Below are 22,026 nucleotides of genomic sequence, written 5' to 3'. Positions count from 1 at the left end.
GGGGTGAGGGAGTCAGATGGCCGCTCTGGACTGCAGCGACGTGATCGTCCCGAGGTCCGGGTCGGATGCTTCGGCGGCGGCGACTGCCGGCCCGTGGCGGACGATGATGTCGACGAAGTCGGCGATCCGCGAGACGAACTCGGTGTGCGAAGCGAGAGTGCTGGGAAACAGACCTCCGTCGACGAAGACGGAGCGAACGAATTCGGTAGTGGAAGCGGCGTTGTCGGCCATTCCTGCCAGGCGCGGTCGAGCGGGGTCGGTCATGGATCGTGCGTGGGGGCCGGGATCGAACCCGGGCAGTGGGGCAATGCAGCAGAGGTATGCCGCGACCGTGAGAGACAGGTACTGCGGGACGGTACCGCGGCCGAGATGTTCGAGTGCGGGGATCGGGATGCGCTGCGCCAGCTTGACCGATCCGTCGGAGCCGACCTGCGAGGTACGGTGCCCCAGAGCGGTATTGGACCAGCGCGAGAACAGTTGCCGGATGTAGTCGTCCGTGTCCACCGATTCGGGAACGGTGACCGTCGGCAGGTACTCGTCGCACAGGATCCGCCGCGCGGCGGCCTCGACGAACGGTTGCGCCACGGACTCGGGGATGGTGGCGCGCCCGTCGAGAGCGCCGAGGTAGGCGATGAGCGAATGCGTTCCGTTGAGCAGTCGGACCTTCATCAGCTCGTAGGGCTCGACGTCGTCGGTGAACAGCGCGCCGCCGTGCTCCCAGACGGGACGGCCGGCGGCGAACCGCTCCTCCATGACCCACATCGTGAACGGCTCGGCGGGGACGGCGATCGTGTCCCGCACGCCGAGGTGTGCCAGTGCCGCCTCGTTGTAGCGGTCCGCACCGGACGGCACGATCCGGTCCACCATCGAGTTGGGGAACGTCACGGACGAGGTCATCCAGGACAGCATGTCGTCGCGGAGCGGCGGCGCGAAGGTGCCGACGAACTCGCGTACGAGCCTCTCGGTCTGACGCCCGTTGGACAGCAGGTTGTCGCAGCTGAGGATCGTGATCGGGGCGGCGTGTGTGCTCGCCCGCCGGGCCAGTCCGCGGGCGATCTGCCCGATCGTGGTGCGGGGCGTCCGCACCTCGGCGAGGTCGCGGCGCACGGCGTCGGAGTCGAGGTCGAGGGAACCGGTCTCGGGTGAGACCGTGTACCCGTGTTCGGTCACCGTGATCGTGACAATTTTCGTCGCCGGGTCCGCGATGGCGCGGACGACGGACTCCGGGTCCTGTTCGGCCACCAGGGTTCCGGTGTGCGAACCCGGGACGCTCACACGAGAACCCTCCGGCGAGATCTCGACGACGCTGTACAGGAGGTCCTGCGCGTTCATCGCATCGGCGACGGCGCGCGAACGGCTCGCCACACCGAGAATGCCCCAGGGTCCGGGTTCGCGTTCCATCGCGAGCGCGGTGTACACCGCTTGGTGCGCGCGGTGGAAGTTGCCCAGGCCCAGGTGCACGATCCCGGTGCCTTCCGGCACCCGCCGGTGGATCAATGCCGCAGAGGGAACGTGTCGGCGAGAGAGTGTCGGTTCGGACATGCCCGTCACCAATCCGTCATGGAGCCGTCGCGGCGCCGGGCAACCGGGAGATACGCCTGCTCGTACGGATACTTTTCCGCGAGTTCCTCGTTCATGTTCACTCCGATACCCGGAACGTCGCCGGGGGTGAGGTGACCGTCCGAGAACGACCACGCGTGGGGGAAGACCTCGCTGACGAGCGGGTCGTAACCCATGTACTCCTGGATTCCGAAGTTCGGTGTCGCGAGCCCGAGGTGCAGGCTCGCGCCCAGGGAGATCGGTGAGACGTCCGACGGGCCGTGCGGTCCGCCGCGAACCTGGTACACCTCGGCGAGCGCGAAGATCTTGCGGACGTGGCTGATTCCGCCTGCGTGGACGATGGCCACGCGGATGAAGTCGATCAACTGCTCGGTGATCAGGTGCTGGCAGTCCCAGATCGTGTTGAAGACCTCGCCGATCGCCAGGGGTGTCGTGGTGTGGTTCCGCACCAGACGCAGCGCATCCTGGTTCTCGGCCGGCGTGACGTCCTCGAGCCAGAACAGGTCCACGTGCTCGACCGACTTCCCCAGCCGCGCGGCCTGCTGCGGGGTGAGCCGATGGTGGGCGTCGTGCAGCAATTTGAGTTCGGGACCGACGTGTTCGCGAACGGCCTCGAGGATCCGGGGGGCATGGTTGAGATACGCGTCCGTGTCCCACACTTCTTCGACCGGGAGGGCGCCGCGGCTCGCGGGCTCGTATCCGGCGGCGCCCTGGTGAACGCCGTACACCGAATCCAGGCCGGGAACCCCGGACTGCACTCGAATCGCCTGAAAGCCCTTCTCACGCTTCGCGTCGACGGAGTCGAGCAGCGCGGGCGCGTCCCACCCGGTCGCGTGGGTGTAGGAGAGCACCCGGTCGCGGACGGCACCACCGAGCAACTGGTAGACGGGCTGGCCGAGGGTCTTGCCCTTGATGTCCCAGAGGGCGACGTCCACGGCGCCGATCGCGGCCATCGTGACCGGCCCGCGCCGCCAGTACACGCCGCGGTAGAGGTATTGCCAGGTGTCCTCGATCCGCGCCGGGTCGCGTCCGATCAGCAAGGGAGCGACATGGTCCCGGAGGTACGACGCGACGGACAGTTCACGGCCGTTGAGCGTGGCGTCACCGTAACCGACGACGCCGTCGGCCGTGGTGATCTTCAGGGTGACGAAGTTGCGGGTGGGGCTGCAGACCAGTACGTCCGCGGAAATGATCTTGTCGGTCATGCTCGTGATCCTTTCGAGCCGACGGCGGGAGCGACGACGTTGCGCAGTTGCTCGCCGCGAGCGAGTCGAGTGATGTTGTCGGCGATGTCGTCGACGCGGCCGACGAAAGTCTGTCGTGACACCCCGGAAGAGTGCGGTGTCATCAGGATGTTGGGGAGTTCGGAGAACGGCAGAGCGCTGGGCGTCCCGCGACCGTCGGGTCCGGGATAGTCGTACCAGACGTCGATGGCCGCAGCCGCGATGGTCGACGAGGACAGTGCGTCGAACAGTGCCTGCTCCTGGACGAGAGGTCCGCGGCCCACATTGACCAGCACACCGTCGCTGCCGAGTGCGCGCAGTTCGTCGGCGCCGATCATTCCCCGCGTCCGGTCGTCGAGCGGTGCGGACACGACGACGACATCGGATTCGACGAGGAGACGCCCGAGCTGGGAAACGTCCGCCGCCCAGTCCAATCCCGCACTCGGCGCGTCGACGTTGCCACGGCCGGTCACGGCCGCTCCTGTCGCGCCGAATGCTCGGAACAGATTCCACGTGGCGTGGCCGATGTGGCCGAACCCCACGAAGCCCACTTTCGCGTCCTGCAGCGAATTCGACTGTGTGAGACGGTCGTCGTAGACCGAGGTCGCCCAGACCCCCTGCCGGAGCGCCTTGTCCTGAGCCACGAAACCGCGCCGGAGCATCACCGCGGTCGCCACGACGTACTCGGCGATCGACTTCTCGTGGTGGAAGGTGTTCGCCACCAGCACATCCGGTGCCAGGGCGTCGAAGGCGATATTGTCCGTTCCTGCACCGGCGACATGGACGAGGCGCAGCCGCTCTGCAGACGACGCCAGGGATGATGTGAACTTTCCCCCGACGTAGACGTCGGCGTCGCGAAGATCCTCGGCCAGGGCCGCTTCGTCGAAGCCGTCGTGCCAGGACAGCCGCGAATCGGACGGAACCGTGGCCTCGAGCCGGGATCGGTGCGGAATCAGGTTGCGGTCGGCAACAACGATTTTCATCTAGCGGCTCTCTTTTCCGGGGCGAAACACCCGATCGTGCGCCGGTCCGGCCGAAGCACGGACGACCAGCTGAGTGGGGAGGTGGATTTCTCGGATATCGGAGTCCGGCTCGTTCGCGCGCTGGAACACCAGATCCAGACTCAGCACGCCGGCTCGTGCCATCGGCACGTTGATGCTCGTGAGCGCGGGGCTGGCGAGTTCGGCCAGCGGCGAGTCGTCGATGCCGACGACGCTCAGGTCCGCCGGCACCGAGAAGCCCATTGCGCGGACGCCGTTCATCACTCCGATGGCCATCGGATCGTTGTGCGTGATCACGGCGCTCGCGCCCGTCGCGATCACGCTCGCAGCCGCGGCATGACCGCCGGCGAGGGTTTCCTGCTGCCAGCCGAGCAGGCTCAGCTGCACATCCCGGGCCTTGCAGAGTTCCTCGACCGCGGCGACGCGACGCTGGTTCGACCAGGACTGCGGCGAGCCCTGGACGTAGGCGAGGTGCTCGTGCCCGAGGGCGACGAGGTAGTCGACGGCCTGACGAATTCCGTCCTCGGAGTCCGCCACGATGCAATCGCATTCGGGTGACGAGCGGTTGACGAGCACCAAGGGGGTGTCGCCGGCGAGCTGCACGATGTCCGATGCGGGCAGCCGCGGAGCGCAGACCACGAGCGAGTCGACGCGTGACTGCAACTCGCCGAGAACCTCACGCTCACGGTCGGCGCTGCCGTCGGTGTCGGTGAGGAGCACCGTCTGGCGCCGGTGCCACCCCTGAGCCTGCGCCGCCTTCACGAAGCTCGCGAAGACCGTGTGCCCGATGTCGGGCACCACGACCGCGACGGTGGTGGCGGTGGGGCGCACCACGTCGGTGCGCGTCGGTGACGCCGCCCGATAGCCGATCTCGTCGGCGACCGCGATGATCCGCGCGAGCGTGTCGGGTCCGATCCGGTCCGGGGCACTGAACGCCCGCGACGCGGTGGACAGGGATACCCCTGCACGTTGTGCGACCTCGGTCAAGGTGGGTGCCACGGTGCTACCGCCTCGCTGTTCGTTGTGACTGCCGACACACACTATCCACCGTCTTGCGCAAGATTGTCAATACTTGCGCAAGGCTTGCGGCAACCGTGGGCTCGTGCGCGTTCACACGTCCAGGATCGACAACAGCCGGTCGGATTCGAACAGCGCCGCCCGGTCGAACGTCGACGTCGAGGCCAGGAGTTCGTCCGCGCCGGTGCGCGCGGCCAGCGCGTCGAGCGCGACCGTGACCTGCTCGGCGGTGCCGTGGATCGACGTCACGATCGAGGCGTCGACCTGTTCGCGCAGCCGCGAAGTCCACGCCCGACCCCGGATGTCCGCGACCGATTCGAGCGGCGGGAACTCGCCGGTCCGACTCGACTGCGCCAGCGCCCACGCCTCCGGAAGTAGCAGCTCACGCGCCCGGTCTTCGTCCTCGGCGATCATCACCTCGAGCGAGATCATCACGTACGGGGACCGATTTCCGGCGGACGGGACGAAGCTGTCGCGGTACCGGTCGAGTTCCGGGACGCGGGTACCCGACCCTCCGAGGACCGGCCCACCGACCACCACCGGCAGACCGGCCTTCGCAGCGAAGTCGAGCCCCCGCCGGGTGGCGAGAACGAATATCGGCGGCGGACTCGTCACCTGGGGACGGGCCGTCACGGCGCCCTTGCCCTCGAGATAGCTCCGCACCTCGTCGAGGTCGTCGGCGAACGTGTCGGGGGCGTCGCGGTCACGGCGCAGCGCCTCGCGCACCGGCTTCGTGAACCCGAGCGACCGTCCGACCCCCAGATCGATCCGGCCCGGGTACATCGCCTCGAGCATCAGGAACTGCTCGGCCACCACGAGAGGCTGGTGATTCGGCAGCATCACACCCCCCGAGCCCAGCCGGATCCTGTCGGTGCGGGCGCCGAGGGCAGCGAGCAGCACGGGCGGCGACCCACTCGCGATGCCCGGCACGGCATGATGCTCGGCCACCCAGAACCGATGGAAACCCAGCTGCTCGGCACGCACCGCACGCTCGATCGTCCCGGTCAGCGCGGCCGAGTCGGGCACACCCCGTCGCGTGCGGGACCGGTCCAGAATCGAGAGCTTCACCCCCGAGGCAACGGTCCGTCGACCGACGGTATTTCCTCACCCCGCCCGCACTCGGTGGACGAGTGTGCCCGCTTCGCTGACATACTGACCGCCGCAGGATCCACGATCGCCGGGAGGTCAATGGTGAGCAGCACAGGGACTATGTCGTACTCGCTGGACGTCACGTCGCGGTCCGCAGCGCAGATGCGGGAGTGCGCAGAGTTCTTCAGCGAGCCCGAGCTGGCCCACCTGCCCACGGCCCGCCTCGCGGACGCACTGGAGTCGCTGGCGGAGACGGGCCGCTACGAGCACACCGTGGAGGAACTGGAAGTCGGCTCGCAGCTGGCCTGGCGCAACCACGCCCGGTGCGTCGGTCGCAAGCACTGGCGCACGCTGAAGCTGATCGATGCCCGGCACGTCACCACCGCGGACGAGATTGCGGAGGCGTGCTGGGAGCACCTGCGGGTCGCGACGAACGGCGGCGCCCTGCGCTCGGTCATCACGGTCGGTCCCCTACCGCTGGCGGACGGACGCGAGTACAAGATCGTCAGCCCGCAACTGATCCGGTACGCGGGCTACCGCCACGCGGACGGGACGGTGACCGGGGACCCCGCCCAGGTCGGAATCACCGAGGCGGTGACGAAGATGGGGTGGCGGGGCGCAGGCACGCCGTTCGACGTGCTGCCGCTGCTGGTCAGCACACCCGACGAGACGCTGCGCTGGTACGAGATTCCATCCGAGCTGGTGCTCGAGGTCGAGATCGAGCACCCGGACTACGCCTGGTTCGCCGATCTCGGTCTCAAGTGGCATGCCGTTCCCGCCGTGTCGAACATGAGCTTCTCGGTCGGCGGGCTGACCTACCCGCTCGCCCCGTTCAGCGGGTGGTACGTGAGCACGGAGGTCGGGGCCCGCAACCTCAGCGACGAGGATCGGTACGACATGCTGCCCGCGATCGCCGAACGGCTGTGCCTGGACACGACATCGGAGCGGACGCTGTGGCGCGACCGCGCACTGGTCGAACTGAACCGCGCCGTGATCCACAGTTACCGGCAGGCCGGCGTGCACATGGTCGATCATCACACCGTTGCCAAGCAGTTCATCAGCCACGTCGAACGCGAAGAGTCACTCGGCCGGAAGTGCCCGACCGACTGGTCGTGGATCAACCCGCCGATGTCGGCTGCGCTCACCCCCACGTTCCACCGGCTCTACGACGCACCCGACATGGACATCCGCCCGAACTTTCTCCCGGCCGCCAGCTCGGGTTGCCCGATCTCCGGTCAGCCGCGGTAGGGCGGGGCGACGCCCCAACCCCAGTGCGGTACGGGTGCGTGCTCGACCACCTCGGCGCCCGGGCTCGAGTTCTGTAACGCGAGCCTGGTGCCCCACTCGACGTATGCCATGAAGGCCGAGCGGAATTCGGGGTCGGACGGCAGCCCGGCGTCGTCGGCGGCAAGACTCATCGTCGCGGCGAAGCGGTGCCGCTGCTCCCGGCTGATGTCCAGACCGATGTGGTGTCGCAACATCCGTTCGTAGCCACCGAGTCGGTCGGTGTAGCCGGGTGGACCGCCGAACACCTCGCACCACCACAGCGTCACGTTGCGGCGATGCTCCTCGTGCACTCCGCCGGGGAACATCGGGGACAGCAGGTCGTCGCGCTCCACCCGGTCGTAGAAGGCGTCGATCAGCCGCCGGAACGACTGCTCACCGCCCGCCCATTCGTACAGGGACGGTGTTTCCTGATCACCCATGGGAGCTCCTCATCTCCGTCTTCTCCATTACAATACACATCAGTATTGAATTGAAACGAGGATCGAGCATGACTGTGACCGGGCGCAGCCGCGACACCGACATCGACACTCGCGTGCTGAAAGTGGCGGGCAGGCAATTGTCCCGGGCCGGATACGACGCGATGTCGATCGCCGCGATCGCCGCGGAGGCCGGCACCACCCGGCAGGCGCTGTACCGGCGGTGGGCGTCGAAGTCGGAGCTCGCCGCCGCCGTCGTGGCGCAGTTGGCCGACGAACGGTCGGGGCGGGCCTCGGCCGATCCCTTCGGGGATCTGGTGCGCGAGCTGACCGACTTCCAGCGCGGGGTGTCGCGGAGCGGCCGGTTGTCGCTGGTCGGCACGATGCTGCAGGACACCACGGACGCCGACGTCCGCGCGCAGTACCGCGCCCGGGTGGTGGCGCCGCGCCGGCGCCGAATCCGCGCCATCCTGGACCGCGCCGCCGAACTGAAGCTGATCGACGCCGACGCCGATCTCGACGTCGCCGTCACGATGACCACCGGCAGTTGGTACGGCCGGGCGTTGGCCGGTGATCGCCCACCCGCCGATTGGCCGGCCCGGACCGCGACATTGATCTGGCGGGCCGTCGGCGGGACGCCGCCGGCCTGACGCGGTTGCTACGCCGTCGACGCGTTCGTCGACCGCCGGTCCCCCATGTTCCGTGACATCAGGACACCGATGAGGAGGAGGACACCCGCGACGGCGATGAACCAGCCCGTGCGGTGCAGTCCGTCGTCGCCGATCACATGACCGGCGGTGGTCTGCAGCACGACGGCGGACAGGTTCGCTCCGATGTACTGCACGGTGCGGTACATCCCGATCGCCGTGCCCACTTCCTCCACCGACGTGACCGAGCTGATCAGATTCTGATTGCCGATATTGTTGAATCCATTGGGAATTCCCAGCACTGCGGCCACCAGGAGAAGCACGACGATCGGGGCCGTACTGCTCTCCACCGACGCCAGGAGCAGCCCGCCCACCAGGAGCGCACATGTCCCGACGGTGAGCGTTCGGCGCACCCCGTACCGCCGATACGTCCGTGACGCGAACAACGTGGAGCCGATACCGACGACGGCGACGGGCAGCATCGTCAGACCCGCCTCGGTGGCGCTCATTCCGCGGGAGTACTGCAACCATTGCGGGATGCCGAAGAAGACACAGTAGAACGCGGTGTAGGTGAGGAGGGTGCGGGCGAGTGTGGCGCTCAGCGCACGGTTCCGGGCCAGGGCCCGAACGTCGATGAACGGCTCGTCCGCCCGCCGTTCCCATTGGACGAACAGGGCCAGCACCAGCACCCACACGGGGATCAGCCACCACACGGGGTCGGTGGTGAGCGACAGCAGGAACAGCATCGTCGACGAGACGAGCCCGAGGAACAGGACGACCCCGGCCACGTCGAGCGCGTGCAGCAGTTGCCGGCCGCTGACCGAGATTCCGCCGACGAAGCCGACCTTCGCGAATTTCGTGACCGCGACCGCGCTGAACGCGACGATCGGGAGGTTGATCCACATGATCGACTGCCACCCGAACGCCCCGACGAGCAGTCCGCCGAGCGTCGGGCCCAGTGCCACGACCGCCTGGCTGCAGATCGCGAGGGTCGTGATCGCGGTGCGCGGTTGCGCGCCATGTCGCTCCGCGTACCCGCGAATCATCGTCATCGCATTGGGATACTGTGTCGCGGTTCCGATTCCGACGAGGATGCGGGAAAAGATGAGCCAGCCGACGCTGGGTGCGAGCAGACCGGCGATCGAGCCCAGCGCTACCAGGGCGAGGCCCCCGAGGTAGACCTTCCGGGCTCCGAGCAGCGCGCCGAGCTTGCCTGCCATCGGGGCGGTGACGGCCGTGGCGATGTAGAGCCCCGAGATCACCCACGTGATCCCGGACGAGGAGCCGAACTGGGCGGCGATGCCGACGATCGCCACCGCGATCATCGACGAGTTCAGCGGCTGGAGGATGCTTCCCGTGGCGACGGAACCGCTCACCCGGAACGGGACGGACGGGGACTTCTGGGCGAGGCCGGTATCGGCGACGGTCGCGCTCACGAGTTCATCAGTGACTCCTGCGGCGCCGGTTCGGGAGTTCCGGCGAGCCGGCGGAGTAGCCGTCCGGCGATGAAGAGGAGGTCACGTTCGGCGTCGGTGCATTCGGCGGCCAGCGCGGCCGTCAGCCACTCGCTACGCCGCGACCGGTCGTCGACGAGCGTCTGCAACCCCAGCGCGGTGATCGCGACGATGCTCGCTCGCGCGTCCTGGGGATCCACGGTCCGGGTAACCATGCCAGACTCCTCGAGTATCGAGACGGTCCGCGCGATGGACTGCGGCGCCACCTGCTCGAGATCGGCGAGAGCGCGTGCGCTCATCGGACCTTCCCGGTCCAGATGCGCGAGGGCCTGGAGCTGAGAGGGGGTGAGCAGGTGCCCTGCTCGCTGGGTCCGGATACGTCGGTTGAACAGAACGACGTCCTCGCGGAGCTGATCGACCTTGCGGTCCATGGGGCCTCCCTCTCACAGTCAGGTTCATTAGCCAGTCTAGCTGTTTTATTTCCGGTCTTCAATGGACGTAATCGTCCTGATATCGACGAAACAGACACTAATTTTCATCAGCACTGCTGTCTAATGCACCGAAGGGAGGCGCCACGCGCTCGAATTCCTGCAGGCAGGGCGAGCGGGGCGGGTGTCTCACAGGAACCTCCGAGGCGATCGCTGGCAGTATGAGGACGGCGAGCGCTGATCCAGATCCGAAAGAAGGTGGTCGTGACTCTTCGCACACGGACAGCCGGCATTGTCGCGGTGGTGGCCATGACGTTCCTGGCCACGGCATGCACCATCGGAGACACCGGCACCTCGGAACCCCCGACCACCTCCCAGTCCGCGCCCGCCTCGATTGCCGTCCCCGCCTCCGACGGGGCGCCGATCAACCCGACCACCCCGATCGTGGTCACCGCGACGGGCGGCCGGCTGACGGCCGTGACCGTCACGAATCCCGCGGAGCAGAACACACCGGTCGCCGGAAACCTCACGCCCGACGGCACGAACTGGACGAGCAGCCAACCGCTGGGCTACGGCTCCACGTACACAGTCGTCGCGGACGCGGTCAACCCCGACGGCGCCCCGGTCGAGCAGACCTTCACCGTCACGACGTTGACGCCCGGCACCACCGCGTACGCGAACGTCGTCCCGGCACCCGAGGTCGTCGCGGACACCGGGATCGGCGTCGGCCAGCCGATGGTCTTCCAATTCACCGCACCGGTCGTGAACAAGGCCGAGGTGCAGCAGCGACTGCAGGTGACGACGACACCGCCGCAGCCCGGCGCCTGGTATTGGACCGACGACCAGAACGCGCACTACCGAGCGGCGGGATACTGGGCGCCCGGCACCAAGATCCACATCGAGGCCGACGTGTACGGCGTCGATCTGGGCGACGGGACCTTCGGCGCCGAGAACAACTCCGCCGACTACACCGTGCACGACTCGTGGGTGGCCAAGGCGGACGGGGCGAGCAAGATGCTCACCGTGTTCCACAACGGCGTCCAGGAGAACGCGATGCCGATGAGTCTCGGCACCCCCGACCACCCCTCGCACGAGGGTCCGCACGTGATCTCCGACAAGCAGCAGAGCATCATCATGGACTCCTGCACGTACGGGGTCTGCGCCGGCGACCCCGACTACTACCGCGAAAAGGTCGATCTCAACCTGCGGATCTCCAACGACGGCGAGTTCGTCCACTCGGCGCCGTGGTCGGTGGGCGACCAGGGCAGCAGCAACGTCTCCCACGGCTGCGTGAACCTGGCACCCGCCAACGCGCAGTGGATGTTCGACCATTTCGGTATCGGCGACGTCGTCGAAATCACCAACTCGGGCGGACCGCTCCTGCCCGTGTGGGACACGTACGGGGACTGGGAGGTCCCGTGGGATCAGTGGCAGGCAGGTAACGCAACCGGATAGGAGGCGCTCGTGAGTTCACCATCCGCGGAATGTGTCGCGCAGTTGAAGGCGGTTCTCCCGCACCGGGTTCATCTGCCGGACACCGACGACTACCGCACCGCACTGGGCAGAGTGTTCTTTCCCGATGCCGCGAGACGCCGGCCGTCCTGCGTCGTCCAACCGGTGTCCGTGGAGGAGGTCTCCACCGTCATGAGGGTCGCGCATCGGACGGGCGGCACCGTCACCGTCCGCGGCGGTGGGCTGAGTTCCAACTGCGTCGCCGACGATGCCGTCATGCTCGACCTGTCGGCGCACCTGAACACGGCCCGACCCGACGACGACCGGGTGGTCGTCGCCGGCGGTGCCACCGTGGGAACCATGCTGGACGCGCTCGCACCCACCGGCCGGGTGGTACCGGTGGGGATCGTGGGCCACGCCGGGTTCGGACTCGTCACCCGCGGCGGCGTCGGATACCTCACTCGCAGTCTGGGATTGACGCTCGATCAGCTCGCCGAGGTCGAACTCGTGCTTCCGTCGGGCGAGGTCGTCCACCTGTCCGATGCCAGCACCGGCGACGAGGCGGATCTGTGGTGGGCGGTCCGGGGTTGCGCGCCGTGCTTCGGCGTCGTGACGTCGGCGGTGCTGCGGACACACCCGGTGGGTCCGGTGTGGGTCGACCGCATGGTGCTCGGACTCGAGGCGCTCGCCACCTACTTCCGTGTCGCCCCGACGCTTCCGCGGGACACGACGATGGGCGCGGTACTCGGCTACAGCGCACTGTCTCCCGAAGAACCCGTCCTCTTTGTGTACACCGCATGTGCGAGCGGGGACGAATCCGACATCGACCGCGCCCGGGCGGCTGCCACCGCGGTCGCCGACGTGTCGGGCAGCGTCCTGTACCGGTCGGAGTTGTCCGGCACCTACCTCACCGGGTTACCCGAATTCGCACCACCCGGACCGGGCGGCGCAGAGCCGGAACCGATCCGGCTGCCCGGACCGGGCGAGCGCCGGGGGTCGTTCTTCGGCAAGGCGGTCTTCACCGGACCGACCCTCGACTCCCCACTCGCGGAGGCGTTGGCCACCCAGATCCGCGGGGCGCCGACGCGCGAATGTCGTATCGACTTCCAGCACACCGGCGGAGCCCTCGCCGACGTCAGAGACGGCGACACCGCGTTCTGGGGCCGGAGCGGCGAGTGGAACATTCCGCTCAACGCCATCTGGTCCGACCCCTACGACGGTGCCGCCTGCCTGTCGTGGGCAGGTGGCACCCTCGACGCGCTCGCACCCCACACGATCGGCGTCTACAGCGTCGAGGTCCGGCCGGGCTTTCCCGAGACCGGCGCCGAGATCGACGCGGCCTACGGCGGGAACCTTCGCCGACTGCGAGAACTGCGGCAGAGGCACGATCCGATGGGGGTGCTGACGCACTATCCGCTCTGAGATTCCGGGTGTCACACGCAATCGCCAACGGGAGCCACACCGGCGAAACGGGCCGCGAGGAAAATCGACCGCATCCAGTGCACCGGAGATCAAGTGGCGGTGCGATTTCCGTCGGGGGGGGGACGAACCACCTGCACCGCATCCCCCGCAGCACATGCCTGACGGACGAACTCGTCTGGACCGGGACGGGGACCAACTCGTCCCCTCCGCATGATAGCTGTAAAGAGGTGTTCTCGTCCCGACCGCTGCGAGGCGACAGCACGATCAGGTAGAGGGTGTGGCATCACCCCGCCAGCCTCGCGGAACCACCGCCATCCGACCGTCTTCGACACGCAGACTGCTAGCGGACCTGCCAACCTCCCTGTAGGCGGACACGTTCGTCCCTGCTGACGGTCAGCTGATCGCCCTGTCGATGGGCATGGGGCCGGCGGTGTGTCGGTCCTGACACCGACGCCCCTCCAGGGTTTTGCTCGAGGTCTTCGACCACCTTGAGCGACTCCCACCGGAGGGACGCATGAAGAAGTCTGACAGGGACATCATGGAAATTCTCGAGGCCTACGACGTAGCCCTCGTCGGCACCGTTGCGGACCATGACACCACCCTTGACCCGGATAACCGCTCTTTTCGGTGTTCCGTCCGGGCGCAACACTCCGGCGCGTTTCATGATTTCCTGGGCCTTCACGAGTTTGAGTTTCTTGCTGGCGTCGGCACGCAACTCGTTCGCTTCCCCGGACCGGTACCGGGAGACGGCTGCTCTTGGAACTCGCGTTTTGGCGGTGGGAGCTCCTACTCGCCGCGCAACGAGCGTCAGCATCGCGGCCCCGGTGCCGGGACGCCATGTGCCGCGATCCCAACCGATTCGCCCTCGCGTGTGTCGCAGCGTCAGGTGATGGTGTAGCCGAGCTGATAGGCCGCGCTGTCGATCGGCCCGGACAACCCGGGATGCGACAACGGCAGCGACAACGCCGGCAGCACGGGGAACGCGTCGGCGGCGCGTTCGGTGATCGCGATGCAGACACTGCCGGCGAACCGGCCGCGGTAGACGATCCCGTCGAGATCGTCATGGGCGCGGTGAATGGTGCGGGCCCAGTGCTGGGTTCGGCCGTGCGCGGCGGAGTCGAGGGCGTGGTTGCCGCCGACCCGTGTCGCCCACGTCCCCTCGCCGATGCCGGACACATCGAGCAGTCTCAGCGGCCGGGTGAATCGCAGCCCGGTCAGATACGGATCGCCGCGGTGGCGGTCGATCACCCGGGCGCTCTGAAACGCCTCGGCCAGCCCGCCGCGGGGACTGGAGGCGCCGTACCAGATGCCGTAATCGGGATGCTCGGCGCGTGGGGGCGGGTGGTGGTCGAACCGCAGGATCGGCCCGAACGTGCGCAGTCCGTTCCAGGGCAGCACATGGGTGCCGGTGGTGCGATGCACCCGCCACACCGCCTCGGCCGGTTGCCAGTCGATCACTTCCTCGCCGCGCACGCCGGCATCACGAAGGTCGGCGATGGTCGGTGGTGCGGGCAGCATCGACCCCATCTATGCCGATTCCCATTCGGCGGCGATGATCACGTCGTGGACCTGTTCGATGTCGGCGGCGGTTCCGGCGCTGCCGGTCAACCAGGCCACGATCGACACTGGCCGGCCCTCCACGGTCAGGGACGGTTGCGGGAGGGTCAGCAACGCCTGCACGGTCAGCGGGTGCAGGTCTTTCGCCAACAACGGCATCACCTGGTCGAGGTGCGGCACCGCACCGGTATCGGTGAACTGAGCGGGCGGGAGCAACCGGTTCCGGCCCGACGCGAACGCCCACAGGGTGCCCTCGCCGAGGCGTTGCCGGATCCGGGCCGCGGTCACCCCGAGACGGTCCGCGGCCTCCGCGATCGACAGGGAGTGGCGGACCAGTTCCTGCATCCGAATGCCGCGGTCCACCCGTGCGGTCGTCGCCGCGGCCGGGTCGTCGACGAACCCGGCCTGATCGAGCAGGGCTGCGTCGTGGTCGGACAGCGGCGGTGCCGCCGGGTTCCGGTCGGAGAGGCTGTGCAGGATCTGGGCAAAGAACTTCCGGCCGACGTCGGTGCCGGTCACCTCTCGTAGCGCCTCCTCGAAGCCGAGATCGCCGCGTAGGTAGCGGGCTTCGGTGCTGGCATCGGTGGCCTCGTTCATCACGCCCAGCCCCTTACTTTCATCTATTATCACACACAAATTCATGATAGCGCGAAACGAGAGGGGCCGCTACCGCACCCGTGACGGGCTGGTGCCGGCGACTCACCTGATGACCTCCTGCCGGGGGTATGCCACCTGCCGCTGAAGAACCGGTCAGCTCGGCCCGTCCGCCCGCGGCGCACATGCGGGGCTTCGTGCGGTGTCGGGACCATGTGCCAGGCTGTCGTGCGCTGCCCCGACCACACACGTCAGGGCGGCAAGTAAGGCACATGCGGGGAGGAAGGGTTCATCGGGGTGGATACAGCAGTAGCGCAATGGGCGGGACGCCGCGGACGCCGTCTGACCCTCGCAGAAACCAGCAAGTACGTCCAGACCCACCTCGTTCAGAGCGTGGACATGCAGATCGTCATCACCGGGGAGTGCCGCTGGGTCCGACGACTCTCCGGTGGCGGCTGGCAGATGGACCTCGCCGCCCCACACGGCCGCGCCGTCGACTGCATACCCGTGTACTTCAGCAAAGATGTCGCCGCCGCAGTAGGCGCATTCCTCAAACACCGTGTGGGACGCCGCTTCGGCGACCACATCACCAACGGCGCCGGAGTCACCATCGCAGGAATTTTGACCGTCAGTTCCTACACCCGCGCTCTGCAACTGCGCGCCAACCAGATCTACCCCGAACGCACAGACCCAGGGCCCGTGACCGTCGCCGAGAACGCACATCGAGACAGGCTCGAGAGCCTCGGCTTCCCCAAGTCCCTGTTCACTAAAGGCATCCCCATCAGCCTGAAGTGGCCGGACAAGCTCCGCCACATCACCGTCATCTCCTCCAACGGCTCCAAAGCCGTCACCGACATCGAGGCGATGCTCGGCAAGGTACGAGTCGGTGTCCCCACCCTCGACCCGGTCGTGGTGTCGATGAACCGCCACCAGATCGCCGAACACCTCACCACACCGTCGGCCTTCGGCACACAACTTGCCGGGCAACTATACAAAACCACTGCCGCACAAAGAAAGATCACACCCGCACCCACCGTGCACACCCAACTGCACGCAGCGAAGACGCAGGCCACCGGCGCACACGAGGACTACCGCGCACGGTACGACCAGCTCGTCCAGTGGCACACCGCAACCACCCACAACACCCACTACTGGTGGGACGCCTACGTCGATGAACTCCGCACCGGCAGCGCAGCACCGAGTCAAACTCCATTGCGTTCGGGCAGCCATCGCGACACTGCTGGTCGGCACCGGGCTCGTCACGGCGACCGCGTTGCTGTCACCGAACCCCACCGTTCCCATCACCACCGGAGCCGCGACACTGCTGCTCGCCGCCCTGTGCTGGCACACCAGAACCCCCACGACCACCCCACCACGATCGATGCGATTCCGCCGGCCACCGCAGAACACCCACGACTGGATCCGCGCCACCCGCAAAGCCCGCACACCCCACCGATACCGCACCCTGTGGACACACATCCCACCAGAGCTCACACAACCCTGACACCACACCAACAACACCGGTGCGGATGTAAATGGTGAGCGCGCCCTCGAGCGGGACGATCGCGACGAAAAAGCTGTCGACAGGAAGGACTGCCGCTGCAGCGAATCCGCCACAACACAGCGCCGGCCGAGGACGCCACGACTCGGGGTGAAACTGGGTGAGGCCACCGGGCGCCGTCGGCCTCCCCCGGGCCCGGGCCAGACCCGCGCCAGCGCCGCCGTTGCCGTCAGGACGGCGGCCACCACCGCGATGACGCATACGAACGTCGCAGGGACGGTGGAATACCCGAACAGCCCAGCAGCGCCCACACCGGCGGCCGTCGCCGTCAGCGCACCGACCGGCAGCAACACCGCTAGCATCCGCGCGGTCGCGGACGCCGATCATCACCCGACCCGGCCAACACCCACCAAACACCCAGCAGCGCGTACCCGTATGTCAGGACCGCGCTGCCGGCGTAGAGCACCAGCACCGAAGCCCATTCCACGGCGATGCTCACGGTGGCCGTGAAAGCGGCATAGATCAGCACCAGCATCGGCAGCAGCCCCACGGTAATACCAGCCAGGGCCGCGGCGACGGTCCGGCCGAGCAGGAAGGTGCGCCGACGGCGGCGTTCGTCCTCGCTCGTCTCGTCCCGCACCACCCGCCACCCGGACAGCCACAAGACGATCCCGCAACCGGCCCCGGCCACCATGGCTGTGGCCAACCCGGCCAAGCATTCTCTTCCGACGCTGACATCCGAATGTGATTGCACCGCAATTAGTTCCGCCGATGAGAAATCGACGGGACTGAAACCTTCGGGCATTGCACCGAGATCTCGGGACTGCCATGACGCGAAACGCACCCCGGAACAGAGAAACGGCGGGAAAGTGCTTGAGCCCACTATCACGGCCACAAGGAGACCAAGAGGAGGCAACACCTGATAACGCCTCCCAATTGATATCCGATCCCATTACGGGTTGCGAATACTGCGTCGTGGAGCGGGATGCGGATCCAACCGTGCGTGTCCGGTTCCAGGCCCGGGCTACGGAAGTCGGGCGCTGCCCGCACCCACATAGTTCAGGTGGTGGACCTCGTCGAGGACCTCGCCCACCTCGTCGAAGGTGTCCGGGTCGGTCAGCACGTCGTGGGATTCGGCGATGGTGAGTGCGGTCGAGTCGAGGGTTCCGCGGTTCAGCAGCATCAGGGCGAGTTCGGCGGGATTGCAGCGGCAGTGATAGTTCACCCGTCGGCACCGGGGTTGACGTCGAGGATCTGATGGCAGGTGGTGCGGGACCAGGGGTAGGCGCCGCGGTCACAGCCCACCAAGGTCCCCGACAGGTTCAGCGATCGGAGGTCGCCGTCCAGCAGGGACGCCGCCATGACGTACCGATCCACACCCTCCGGGTGTGTGCCTTGTCGGCGAGCCATTTCCGGCGCATGGTCCCCGACCGCGGGATGTGCATGTCGCGCGGGATGCCGGTGACGGCTCCCGCAAGGGACGATGCGACGTACAGGTAACCGCCGTGGGAGTTCGTCGATCAGATCAAACCACCCGGGCAGTGGGTGACCGGGCGCTCGGATGCCGCTGGCTTTGAACGAGTTCGGCGGGTGCCCGGACCCGGTACTCGAGATCCGGTGCAGTGCGGTGCCCGCGAGAATAAGCCTGGTCTGCGGGCCGGCCGTTGCAGCACTGTGCCCCGGGATCACTCCATCCCCCCTCTGCTCGGCCGCCACCATCAGCTCCACCTCTGCCTCGGTCAGCGCGTGCGCGCTGAGTCGGTCCACTGGCCGCTGGTCCCCGATCAGCGGATTCTCGGTGGACCACCTGTCCAGGGCCCCACGGGTCCAGGTCGCACTCCATCAGCAGGTTCACGTGCTCGGCGGCGGGGCGGATCTGTTTTGCGCTCGTGGTCGAACCGGACCAGCGCCGAGTCACCCGGAATTCACGACGACGGTCACGTCGATGCTCAACCCCGCCGGCATCGATTTCCTGCACCGCACCGCGACCGAATGCAATGACACCGCCGTGCTCCATGCGTTCAGTCCACCAGCTCGCTGTCGGTCAGCGGTCGCCCGATCGTGGACGAACTCGAGGCCGATCCCGCGATCAAGGCTGTCCTCGACAGCTTCGACCTGGGCCGAAGCGCTCCTGCCGCACCCGTACTCGTCGCCCAGAACGTCAGCGACGACGTCACCCCTGCCGCGGACACCTACGAAATGGCGAACGCCTGGCGTGCAGCGGGTGCCGACGTGACCGTCGCAAAACTCGACACGCCCCCACTGCTCCCGCAAGCCGGGGTTGCAGGGCATTCGGCCGGGCTGCTCCTCGACAATCCGACCGCTGTCGGATGGCTCATCGACAGGTTCAACCATTGACCACTTGCCGATCGTCAACAGAAGCCGGCTCGGTATGACGGAGTGGGCGGATGAGGCCAACCGAAGTCGGTGACGAATTCCGGGCGTGTGTCGGCGTGTGTCGGCGTGGTCCGGAGATCGTCTCGGACCTTCGACACAGGAAGCCCCGCTATCTCAGAGCCGCTCTCACTGTGATCACAGCGGGCTGGGCTCCCAATTCAGCGCAGACGCCGATCGCGTAGCCCGATTCGGTGCGGCGTAGGCGTCCTCCGTCGCGGCGAGCGTCCCTTCGTTTGCCTCGTGCTCAGCGATCTCCCGCCAGCCACGTCTGGCTCGAGTTCGGGGGCAGATCGATCGTCTCGCGGAGGAGGCGGTGCGCCTTGGTCCTCGAGGTGGCCTGAGCGAGGCCTTCATTCGACCCCGGACGGTTCACCTACTCGTCTCGTGATCCTCCCCAACTGCTGACCGATCCAGCAGCGCGGCAATGACAGCAGGCTTCTCGAGGGAAAGAAAATGCCCGGCATCCGGTATCTGTACGAACTCGGCACCGGGCAGCGCACGGTTGTTCGCGTCGCGGTCGGACGCCCTGGACCAATCGTGTTCCCCGTAGACCAGATTCACGGGAACCGTCACCCGTGGATACACGGACCTGGCAGCGACCAGACTCGGCAGAGCGCCGTACACGGCACGGGCCACCGAGGCATAACCGGGCCGCTTCCCCACCGCGAGAAGCTCGTCCAGATATTCATTCGTCAGAGCGGAGTCGTCGACGAGACCACCTCGCAGAATTGCACGCATGACGGGTTTCGGTTCGACCGTCACGAACCGAGGGCCGATGACCGGCGCGAGGATGGCCGAGATGATGCCGCGCGCAAGTACACCGGAACGAAGAATCCCGCCCGCGTAATCGTAGGGATTGATCGCGACGACTCGCCGAACTCGCCCCGCAGACTCCGCCGCGGTGGTGAGGGCAAGGACCGCTCCCATCGACTCCCCCACCACCGTCACCTCGCGCAGGTCCAGGTGCATGAGCAGCCGTCTCACGCCGGCACGCATCGCAGGTTCGTCGTAGGACGCCCCCGGCACGATGTCCGAGTAACCCATCCCCGGCAGATCCAGTGCGTAGAGCGTGTGGTGCCGAAGTAGAAACGGGATGAGGCGGTGGAAGTGTTCCGCCTGCGTACGAACGGTGTGCAACAGCAGAACCGGAGACCCGGAACCACCCATGAGATAACGCAATCGGCCGGCGAGCGGGCCGTCGTCGGGTGACGGGTCCAGGAAATGACTCGTCGTGCCCGCGATGGTGATGCTGGGTCTGGGATCGCCGGCGACCATTGGTGAACTCCCCACTCCAGGATTACTTGATATTCTCAAGCTAGCATGTGATGGTTGCGCTGTCGTCGCGGTAAGTCTCGACGACGCAGCATCGGCCCGGTGCACGCCATCATCGCCGTGAGGCCTCGACAAGCCGCACCGTCGACTCTTCCTTCGGTCGCGACGGCAGGAACAACGCTGCGACGATGGCACCGAGCGCGGTCACTCCCGCGGCGACATACGATCCGGCCGTCAGGCCGTCGAGGAAGGCACTGTTCGCAGCGTGTGACACCGCCTGCGCTGTGATCTCGTCGCCGCCTCCGCGGAGCTGCTCGGAGGCATATACCGCGGCGCCGATAGACTCCCCGGCAACAGATTTCACCTCTTCAGGGAGGGCCTGCGCCGCGTCGGATGCTGCCAGAGACGAGGCGTACAGGGAGGCGTAGACGCTGCCGATGATCGCGACTCCGAGCGTTCCGCCGACCTCCCTGGTGGCGTCGTTCATCCCCGATCCGATACCCGCTTTCTCCAGCGGCACGGCCCCCATGATCGCTTCGGTCGCCGGAGCCGAAGTGAGTCCCAGGCCGAGACCCAGTGGGACCATCTGCAAGGCGATCTCGGTGTAGCTCGTCGATTCGCTCAGCGTGGAGATCCAGAGAAACGCCGAGGTGAACAGGACGAGGCCGACGGTGACGATCAGCTTGTTGCCCAGTTTTACCGCCAGGATGGTGCCGAGGACGGACCCTACCGCGATCGACGCCGCGACCGGAATGAATTTCAATCCTGTGTCGAACGGGCCGAACCCGCGCACGAGCTGGAAGTATTGGGAGATGAGGAAGATGAAGCCGAACAACGCGAAGTAGGCGAAGGTCACCGCGGCGCTGGCAGCGGTGAAACGCAGGTTGGTGAACAGCGTGACGTCGATCATCGGGTCGATCTGCTTGCGCTCCCACATAACGAGAGCGAACAACAGTGCCGCGGCGACGGCGAATCCTCCCAGGGTCGCGGCGCTGGCCCAGCCGTGTTCCGGCGCTTCGATGACGGTGTAGACCAAAGTTCCGACTGCGAGCACCGACAGGACCAGGCCACCGGCGTCGAGGGGCGGTGTGCTGGGGTCACGGGAGGTAGTCACCACTCCCGCCGACACCGCGATCGCGATGACGGCTGCGGTGGCGAGCGCGAGGAAGACGCTCCCCCACCAGAAGTGCTCGAGCAACCAGCCGCCCAGGATCGGCCCGCACGCCACACCCACTCCTGTTGTGGCCCCCCAGATTCCGATGGCCTTGGCCTTCTCTGCGCGTTCGGTGAAGACGTTGGACAGGATCGACAGTGTCGTCGGGTAGACGAATGCTGCGCCGAGCCCCATCACCGCCTGCCAGGCGATTAACTGTCCCGAACTCTCGGCGAACGACGCTCCGACAGCTCCGCCGCCGAAGATCGTCAGCCCCAGAAGCAGGGCGCCCTTACGTCCGTAGCGGTCGCTGAGGCTACCGAACGCCAAAACGAAGGTGGCGAAGAGCAGGTTGTAGGCATCGACGATCCACTGCAGTTCCCGGTTGGTCGCCTGGAAATCCAGTGCGAGCGAGGGTAGGGCCACATTGATCACGGTCGTGGCGAGGCTGATCGCCAGAGTCGCCGCGCACAACACGAGCAGGACCGCCGAGCGCGACGTCTGGCGTCGCTCTTGGATGATTGAGTTCACGACTTTATTATTTCAAGCATGACGA

Annotated in this window: 21 protein-coding genes and 1 pseudogene; 6 read left to right on the top strand and 16 right to left on the bottom strand. The window is 67.1% G+C overall.

Going from position 1 to position 22,026, the window contains the following annotated elements; genetic code table 11:
* Window positions 1–12: 12 nt before the first annotated feature.
* From WKC72_RS09590 to WKC72_RS09570, 5 genes are all read right to left on the bottom strand, one after another.
* The gene (locus tag WKC72_RS09590; protein WP_370182400.1) at window positions 13–1,542 is read right to left on the bottom strand and encodes a mannitol dehydrogenase family protein; all 1,530 of its coding nucleotides are present in this window, start codon (window positions 1,540–1,542) and stop codon (window positions 13–15) included.
* 5 nt (window positions 1,543–1,547) lie between these two features.
* The gene (gene manD / locus WKC72_RS09585) at window positions 1,548–2,765 is read right to left on the bottom strand and encodes a D-mannonate dehydratase ManD (RefSeq protein WP_012689609.1); all 1,218 of its coding nucleotides are present in this window, start codon (window positions 2,763–2,765) and stop codon (window positions 1,548–1,550) included.
* Complete coding sequence (locus WKC72_RS09580; RefSeq protein WP_037226196.1) at window positions 2,762–3,766, bottom strand: 2-hydroxyacid dehydrogenase; 1,005 nt, start codon at window positions 3,764–3,766, stop codon at window positions 2,762–2,764. Before WKC72_RS09580 ends, manD begins: the two co-directional genes overlap by 4 nt.
* Entirely contained in the window at window positions 3,767–4,783 is a 1,017-nt protein-coding gene (locus WKC72_RS09575) for a LacI family DNA-binding transcriptional regulator (protein WP_370182399.1), read from the bottom strand. It abuts the gene before it with no gap.
* Window positions 4,784–4,894: 111 nt separating this feature from the next.
* Entirely contained in the window at window positions 4,895–5,869 is a 975-nt protein-coding gene (locus WKC72_RS09570; protein ID WP_370182398.1) for an MsnO8 family LLM class oxidoreductase, read from the bottom strand.
* 141 nt (window positions 5,870–6,010) lie between these two features.
* Between WKC72_RS09570 and WKC72_RS09565 the strand changes: the two genes are divergently transcribed.
* A complete protein-coding gene (locus tag WKC72_RS09565; RefSeq protein ID WP_370184311.1) occupies window positions 6,011–7,138 on the top strand; it encodes a nitric oxide synthase oxygenase in 1,128 nt (375 codons plus the stop codon).
* Here WKC72_RS09565 and WKC72_RS09560 read toward each other — a convergent pair.
* The gene (locus WKC72_RS09560) at window positions 7,126–7,596 is read right to left on the bottom strand and encodes a group II truncated hemoglobin (protein WP_009475460.1); all 471 of its coding nucleotides are present in this window, start codon (window positions 7,594–7,596) and stop codon (window positions 7,126–7,128) included. The genes WKC72_RS09565 and WKC72_RS09560 overlap by 13 nt on opposite strands.
* Before the next feature lie 68 nt (window positions 7,597–7,664).
* Here WKC72_RS09560 and WKC72_RS09555 point away from each other — a divergent pair, with 68 nt between their 5' ends.
* A complete protein-coding gene (locus tag WKC72_RS09555) occupies window positions 7,665–8,243 on the top strand; it encodes a helix-turn-helix domain-containing protein (protein ID WP_370182397.1) in 579 nt (192 codons plus the stop codon).
* A gap of 8 nt (window positions 8,244–8,251) precedes the next feature.
* Here WKC72_RS09555 and WKC72_RS09550 read toward each other — a convergent pair whose 3' ends face one another.
* Window positions 8,252–9,676, bottom strand: a complete 1,425-nt coding sequence (locus tag WKC72_RS09550; RefSeq protein ID WP_112300185.1) for an MFS transporter — start codon at window positions 9,674–9,676, stop codon at window positions 8,252–8,254.
* The gene (locus WKC72_RS09545; protein WP_037226211.1) at window positions 9,673–10,125 is read right to left on the bottom strand and encodes a MarR family winged helix-turn-helix transcriptional regulator; all 453 of its coding nucleotides are present in this window, start codon (window positions 10,123–10,125) and stop codon (window positions 9,673–9,675) included. The genes WKC72_RS09550 and WKC72_RS09545 overlap by 4 nt, the downstream gene beginning before the upstream one ends.
* Window positions 10,126–10,380: 255 nt before the next feature.
* On the opposite strand from WKC72_RS09545, the gene WKC72_RS09540 reads away from it, so the two are divergent.
* Window positions 10,381–11,577 carry an Ig-like domain-containing protein gene (locus tag WKC72_RS09540; protein ID WP_370182396.1) on the top strand — a complete coding sequence of 399 codons (1,197 nt, stop codon included), beginning with the start codon at window positions 10,381–10,383 and terminating at the stop codon, window positions 11,575–11,577.
* A 9-nt stretch (window positions 11,578–11,586) separates the two neighbouring features.
* The gene (locus tag WKC72_RS09535; RefSeq protein ID WP_370182395.1) at window positions 11,587–12,996 is read left to right on the top strand and encodes an FAD-binding oxidoreductase; all 1,410 of its coding nucleotides are present in this window, start codon (window positions 11,587–11,589) and stop codon (window positions 12,994–12,996) included.
* Window positions 12,997–13,558: 562 nt separating this feature from the next.
* Here WKC72_RS09535 and WKC72_RS09530 read toward each other — a convergent pair.
* From WKC72_RS09530 to WKC72_RS09520, 3 genes and pseudogenes are all read right to left on the bottom strand, one after another.
* Window positions 13,559–13,753: pseudogene (locus WKC72_RS09530) on the bottom strand (hypothetical protein); the annotation flags it as partial.
* Window positions 13,754–13,878: 125 nt separating this feature from the next.
* On the bottom strand, window positions 13,879–14,523 hold the full coding sequence (locus tag WKC72_RS09525) for an RES family NAD+ phosphorylase (protein WP_370182394.1): 645 nt from the start codon (window positions 14,521–14,523) through the stop codon (window positions 13,879–13,881).
* Window positions 14,524–15,150, bottom strand: a complete 627-nt coding sequence (locus WKC72_RS09520) for a hypothetical protein (RefSeq protein WP_037231408.1) — start codon at window positions 15,148–15,150, stop codon at window positions 14,524–14,526.
* Window positions 15,151–15,444: 294 nt separating this feature from the next.
* Here WKC72_RS09520 and WKC72_RS09515 point away from each other — a divergent pair, with 294 nt between their 5' ends.
* A complete protein-coding gene (locus WKC72_RS09515) occupies window positions 15,445–16,689 on the top strand; it encodes a hypothetical protein (RefSeq protein ID WP_370182393.1) in 1,245 nt (414 codons plus the stop codon).
* Between the two features lie 314 nt (window positions 16,690–17,003).
* On the opposite strand, the gene WKC72_RS09510 is transcribed toward WKC72_RS09515, so the two are convergent.
* The 3 genes from WKC72_RS09510 to WKC72_RS09500 form a co-directional block, all read right to left on the bottom strand.
* A complete protein-coding gene (locus WKC72_RS09510) occupies window positions 17,004–17,354 on the bottom strand; it encodes a hypothetical protein (RefSeq protein ID WP_128970086.1) in 351 nt (116 codons plus the stop codon).
* A gap of 318 nt (window positions 17,355–17,672) precedes the next feature.
* Window positions 17,673–17,873 carry a hypothetical protein gene (locus tag WKC72_RS09505; RefSeq protein WP_162484012.1) on the bottom strand — a complete coding sequence of 67 codons (201 nt, stop codon included), beginning with the start codon at window positions 17,871–17,873 and terminating at the stop codon, window positions 17,673–17,675.
* Complete coding sequence (locus WKC72_RS09500) at window positions 17,870–18,058, bottom strand: hypothetical protein (RefSeq protein WP_174484669.1); 189 nt, start codon at window positions 18,056–18,058, stop codon at window positions 17,870–17,872. Before WKC72_RS09500 ends, WKC72_RS09505 begins: the two co-directional genes overlap by 4 nt.
* 651 nt (window positions 18,059–18,709) lie before the next feature.
* Between WKC72_RS09500 and WKC72_RS09495 the strand changes: the two genes are divergently transcribed.
* The gene (locus WKC72_RS09495; protein WP_235214661.1) at window positions 18,710–19,006 is read left to right on the top strand and encodes a lipase family protein; all 297 of its coding nucleotides are present in this window, start codon (window positions 18,710–18,712) and stop codon (window positions 19,004–19,006) included.
* Window positions 19,007–19,414: 408 nt separating this feature from the next.
* Here WKC72_RS09495 and WKC72_RS09490 read toward each other — a convergent pair whose 3' ends face one another.
* Window positions 19,415–20,320, bottom strand: coding sequence for an alpha/beta fold hydrolase (locus tag WKC72_RS09490; protein ID WP_370182392.1), 906 nt, complete (start codon window positions 20,318–20,320; stop codon window positions 19,415–19,417).
* 109 nt (window positions 20,321–20,429) lie between these two features.
* Window positions 20,430–22,001 (bottom strand): MFS transporter, encoded by a 1,572-nt coding sequence (locus WKC72_RS09485; protein ID WP_370182391.1) that lies wholly within the window; start codon window positions 21,999–22,001, stop codon window positions 20,430–20,432.
* Between the last annotated feature and the right edge of the window lie 25 nt (window positions 22,002–22,026).

It is taken from the genome of Rhodococcus wratislaviensis (genome assembly GCF_041228765.1).
In the GTDB taxonomy this organism is placed as follows: domain Bacteria; phylum Actinomycetota; class Actinomycetes; order Mycobacteriales; family Mycobacteriaceae; genus Rhodococcus_F; species Rhodococcus_F wratislaviensis.
Note: the sequence above shows the minus strand (reverse complement) of the source record. Positions and strands in the feature narration are given on the sequence as shown.

Excerpts from the sequence above, each read along its gene's own strand:
- WKC72_RS09590 (WP_370182400.1), bottom strand. The coding sequence starts at position 1,542 with ATGTCCGAACCGACACTCTCTCGCCGACACGTTCCCTCTGCGGCATTG.
- manD (WP_012689609.1), bottom strand. The coding sequence starts at position 2,765 with ATGACCGACAAGATCATTTCCGCGGACGTACTGGTCTGCAGCCCCACC.
- WKC72_RS09580 (WP_037226196.1), bottom strand. The coding sequence starts at position 3,766 with ATGAAAATCGTTGTTGCCGACCGCAACCTGATTCCGCACCGATCCCGG.
- WKC72_RS09565 (WP_370184311.1), top strand. The coding sequence starts at position 6,011 with ATGTCGTACTCGCTGGACGTCACGTCGCGGTCCGCAGCGCAGATGCGG.
- WKC72_RS09560 (WP_009475460.1), bottom strand. The coding sequence starts at position 7,596 with ATGGGTGATCAGGAAACACCGTCCCTGTACGAATGGGCGGGCGGTGAG.
- WKC72_RS09555 (WP_370182397.1), top strand. The coding sequence starts at position 7,665 with ATGACTGTGACCGGGCGCAGCCGCGACACCGACATCGACACTCGCGTG.
- WKC72_RS09545 (WP_037226211.1), bottom strand. The coding sequence starts at position 10,125 with ATGGACCGCAAGGTCGATCAGCTCCGCGAGGACGTCGTTCTGTTCAAC.
- WKC72_RS09525 (WP_370182394.1), bottom strand. The coding sequence starts at position 14,523 with ATGGGGTCGATGCTGCCCGCACCACCGACCATCGCCGACCTTCGTGAT.
- WKC72_RS09520 (WP_037231408.1), bottom strand. The coding sequence starts at position 15,150 with ATGAACGAGGCCACCGATGCCAGCACCGAAGCCCGCTACCTACGCGGC.
- WKC72_RS09500 (WP_174484669.1), bottom strand. The coding sequence starts at position 18,058 with ATGGCTCGCCGACAAGGCACACACCCGGAGGGTGTGGATCGGTACGTC.
- WKC72_RS09490 (WP_370182392.1), bottom strand. The coding sequence starts at position 20,320 with ATGGTCGCCGGCGATCCCAGACCCAGCATCACCATCGCGGGCACGACG.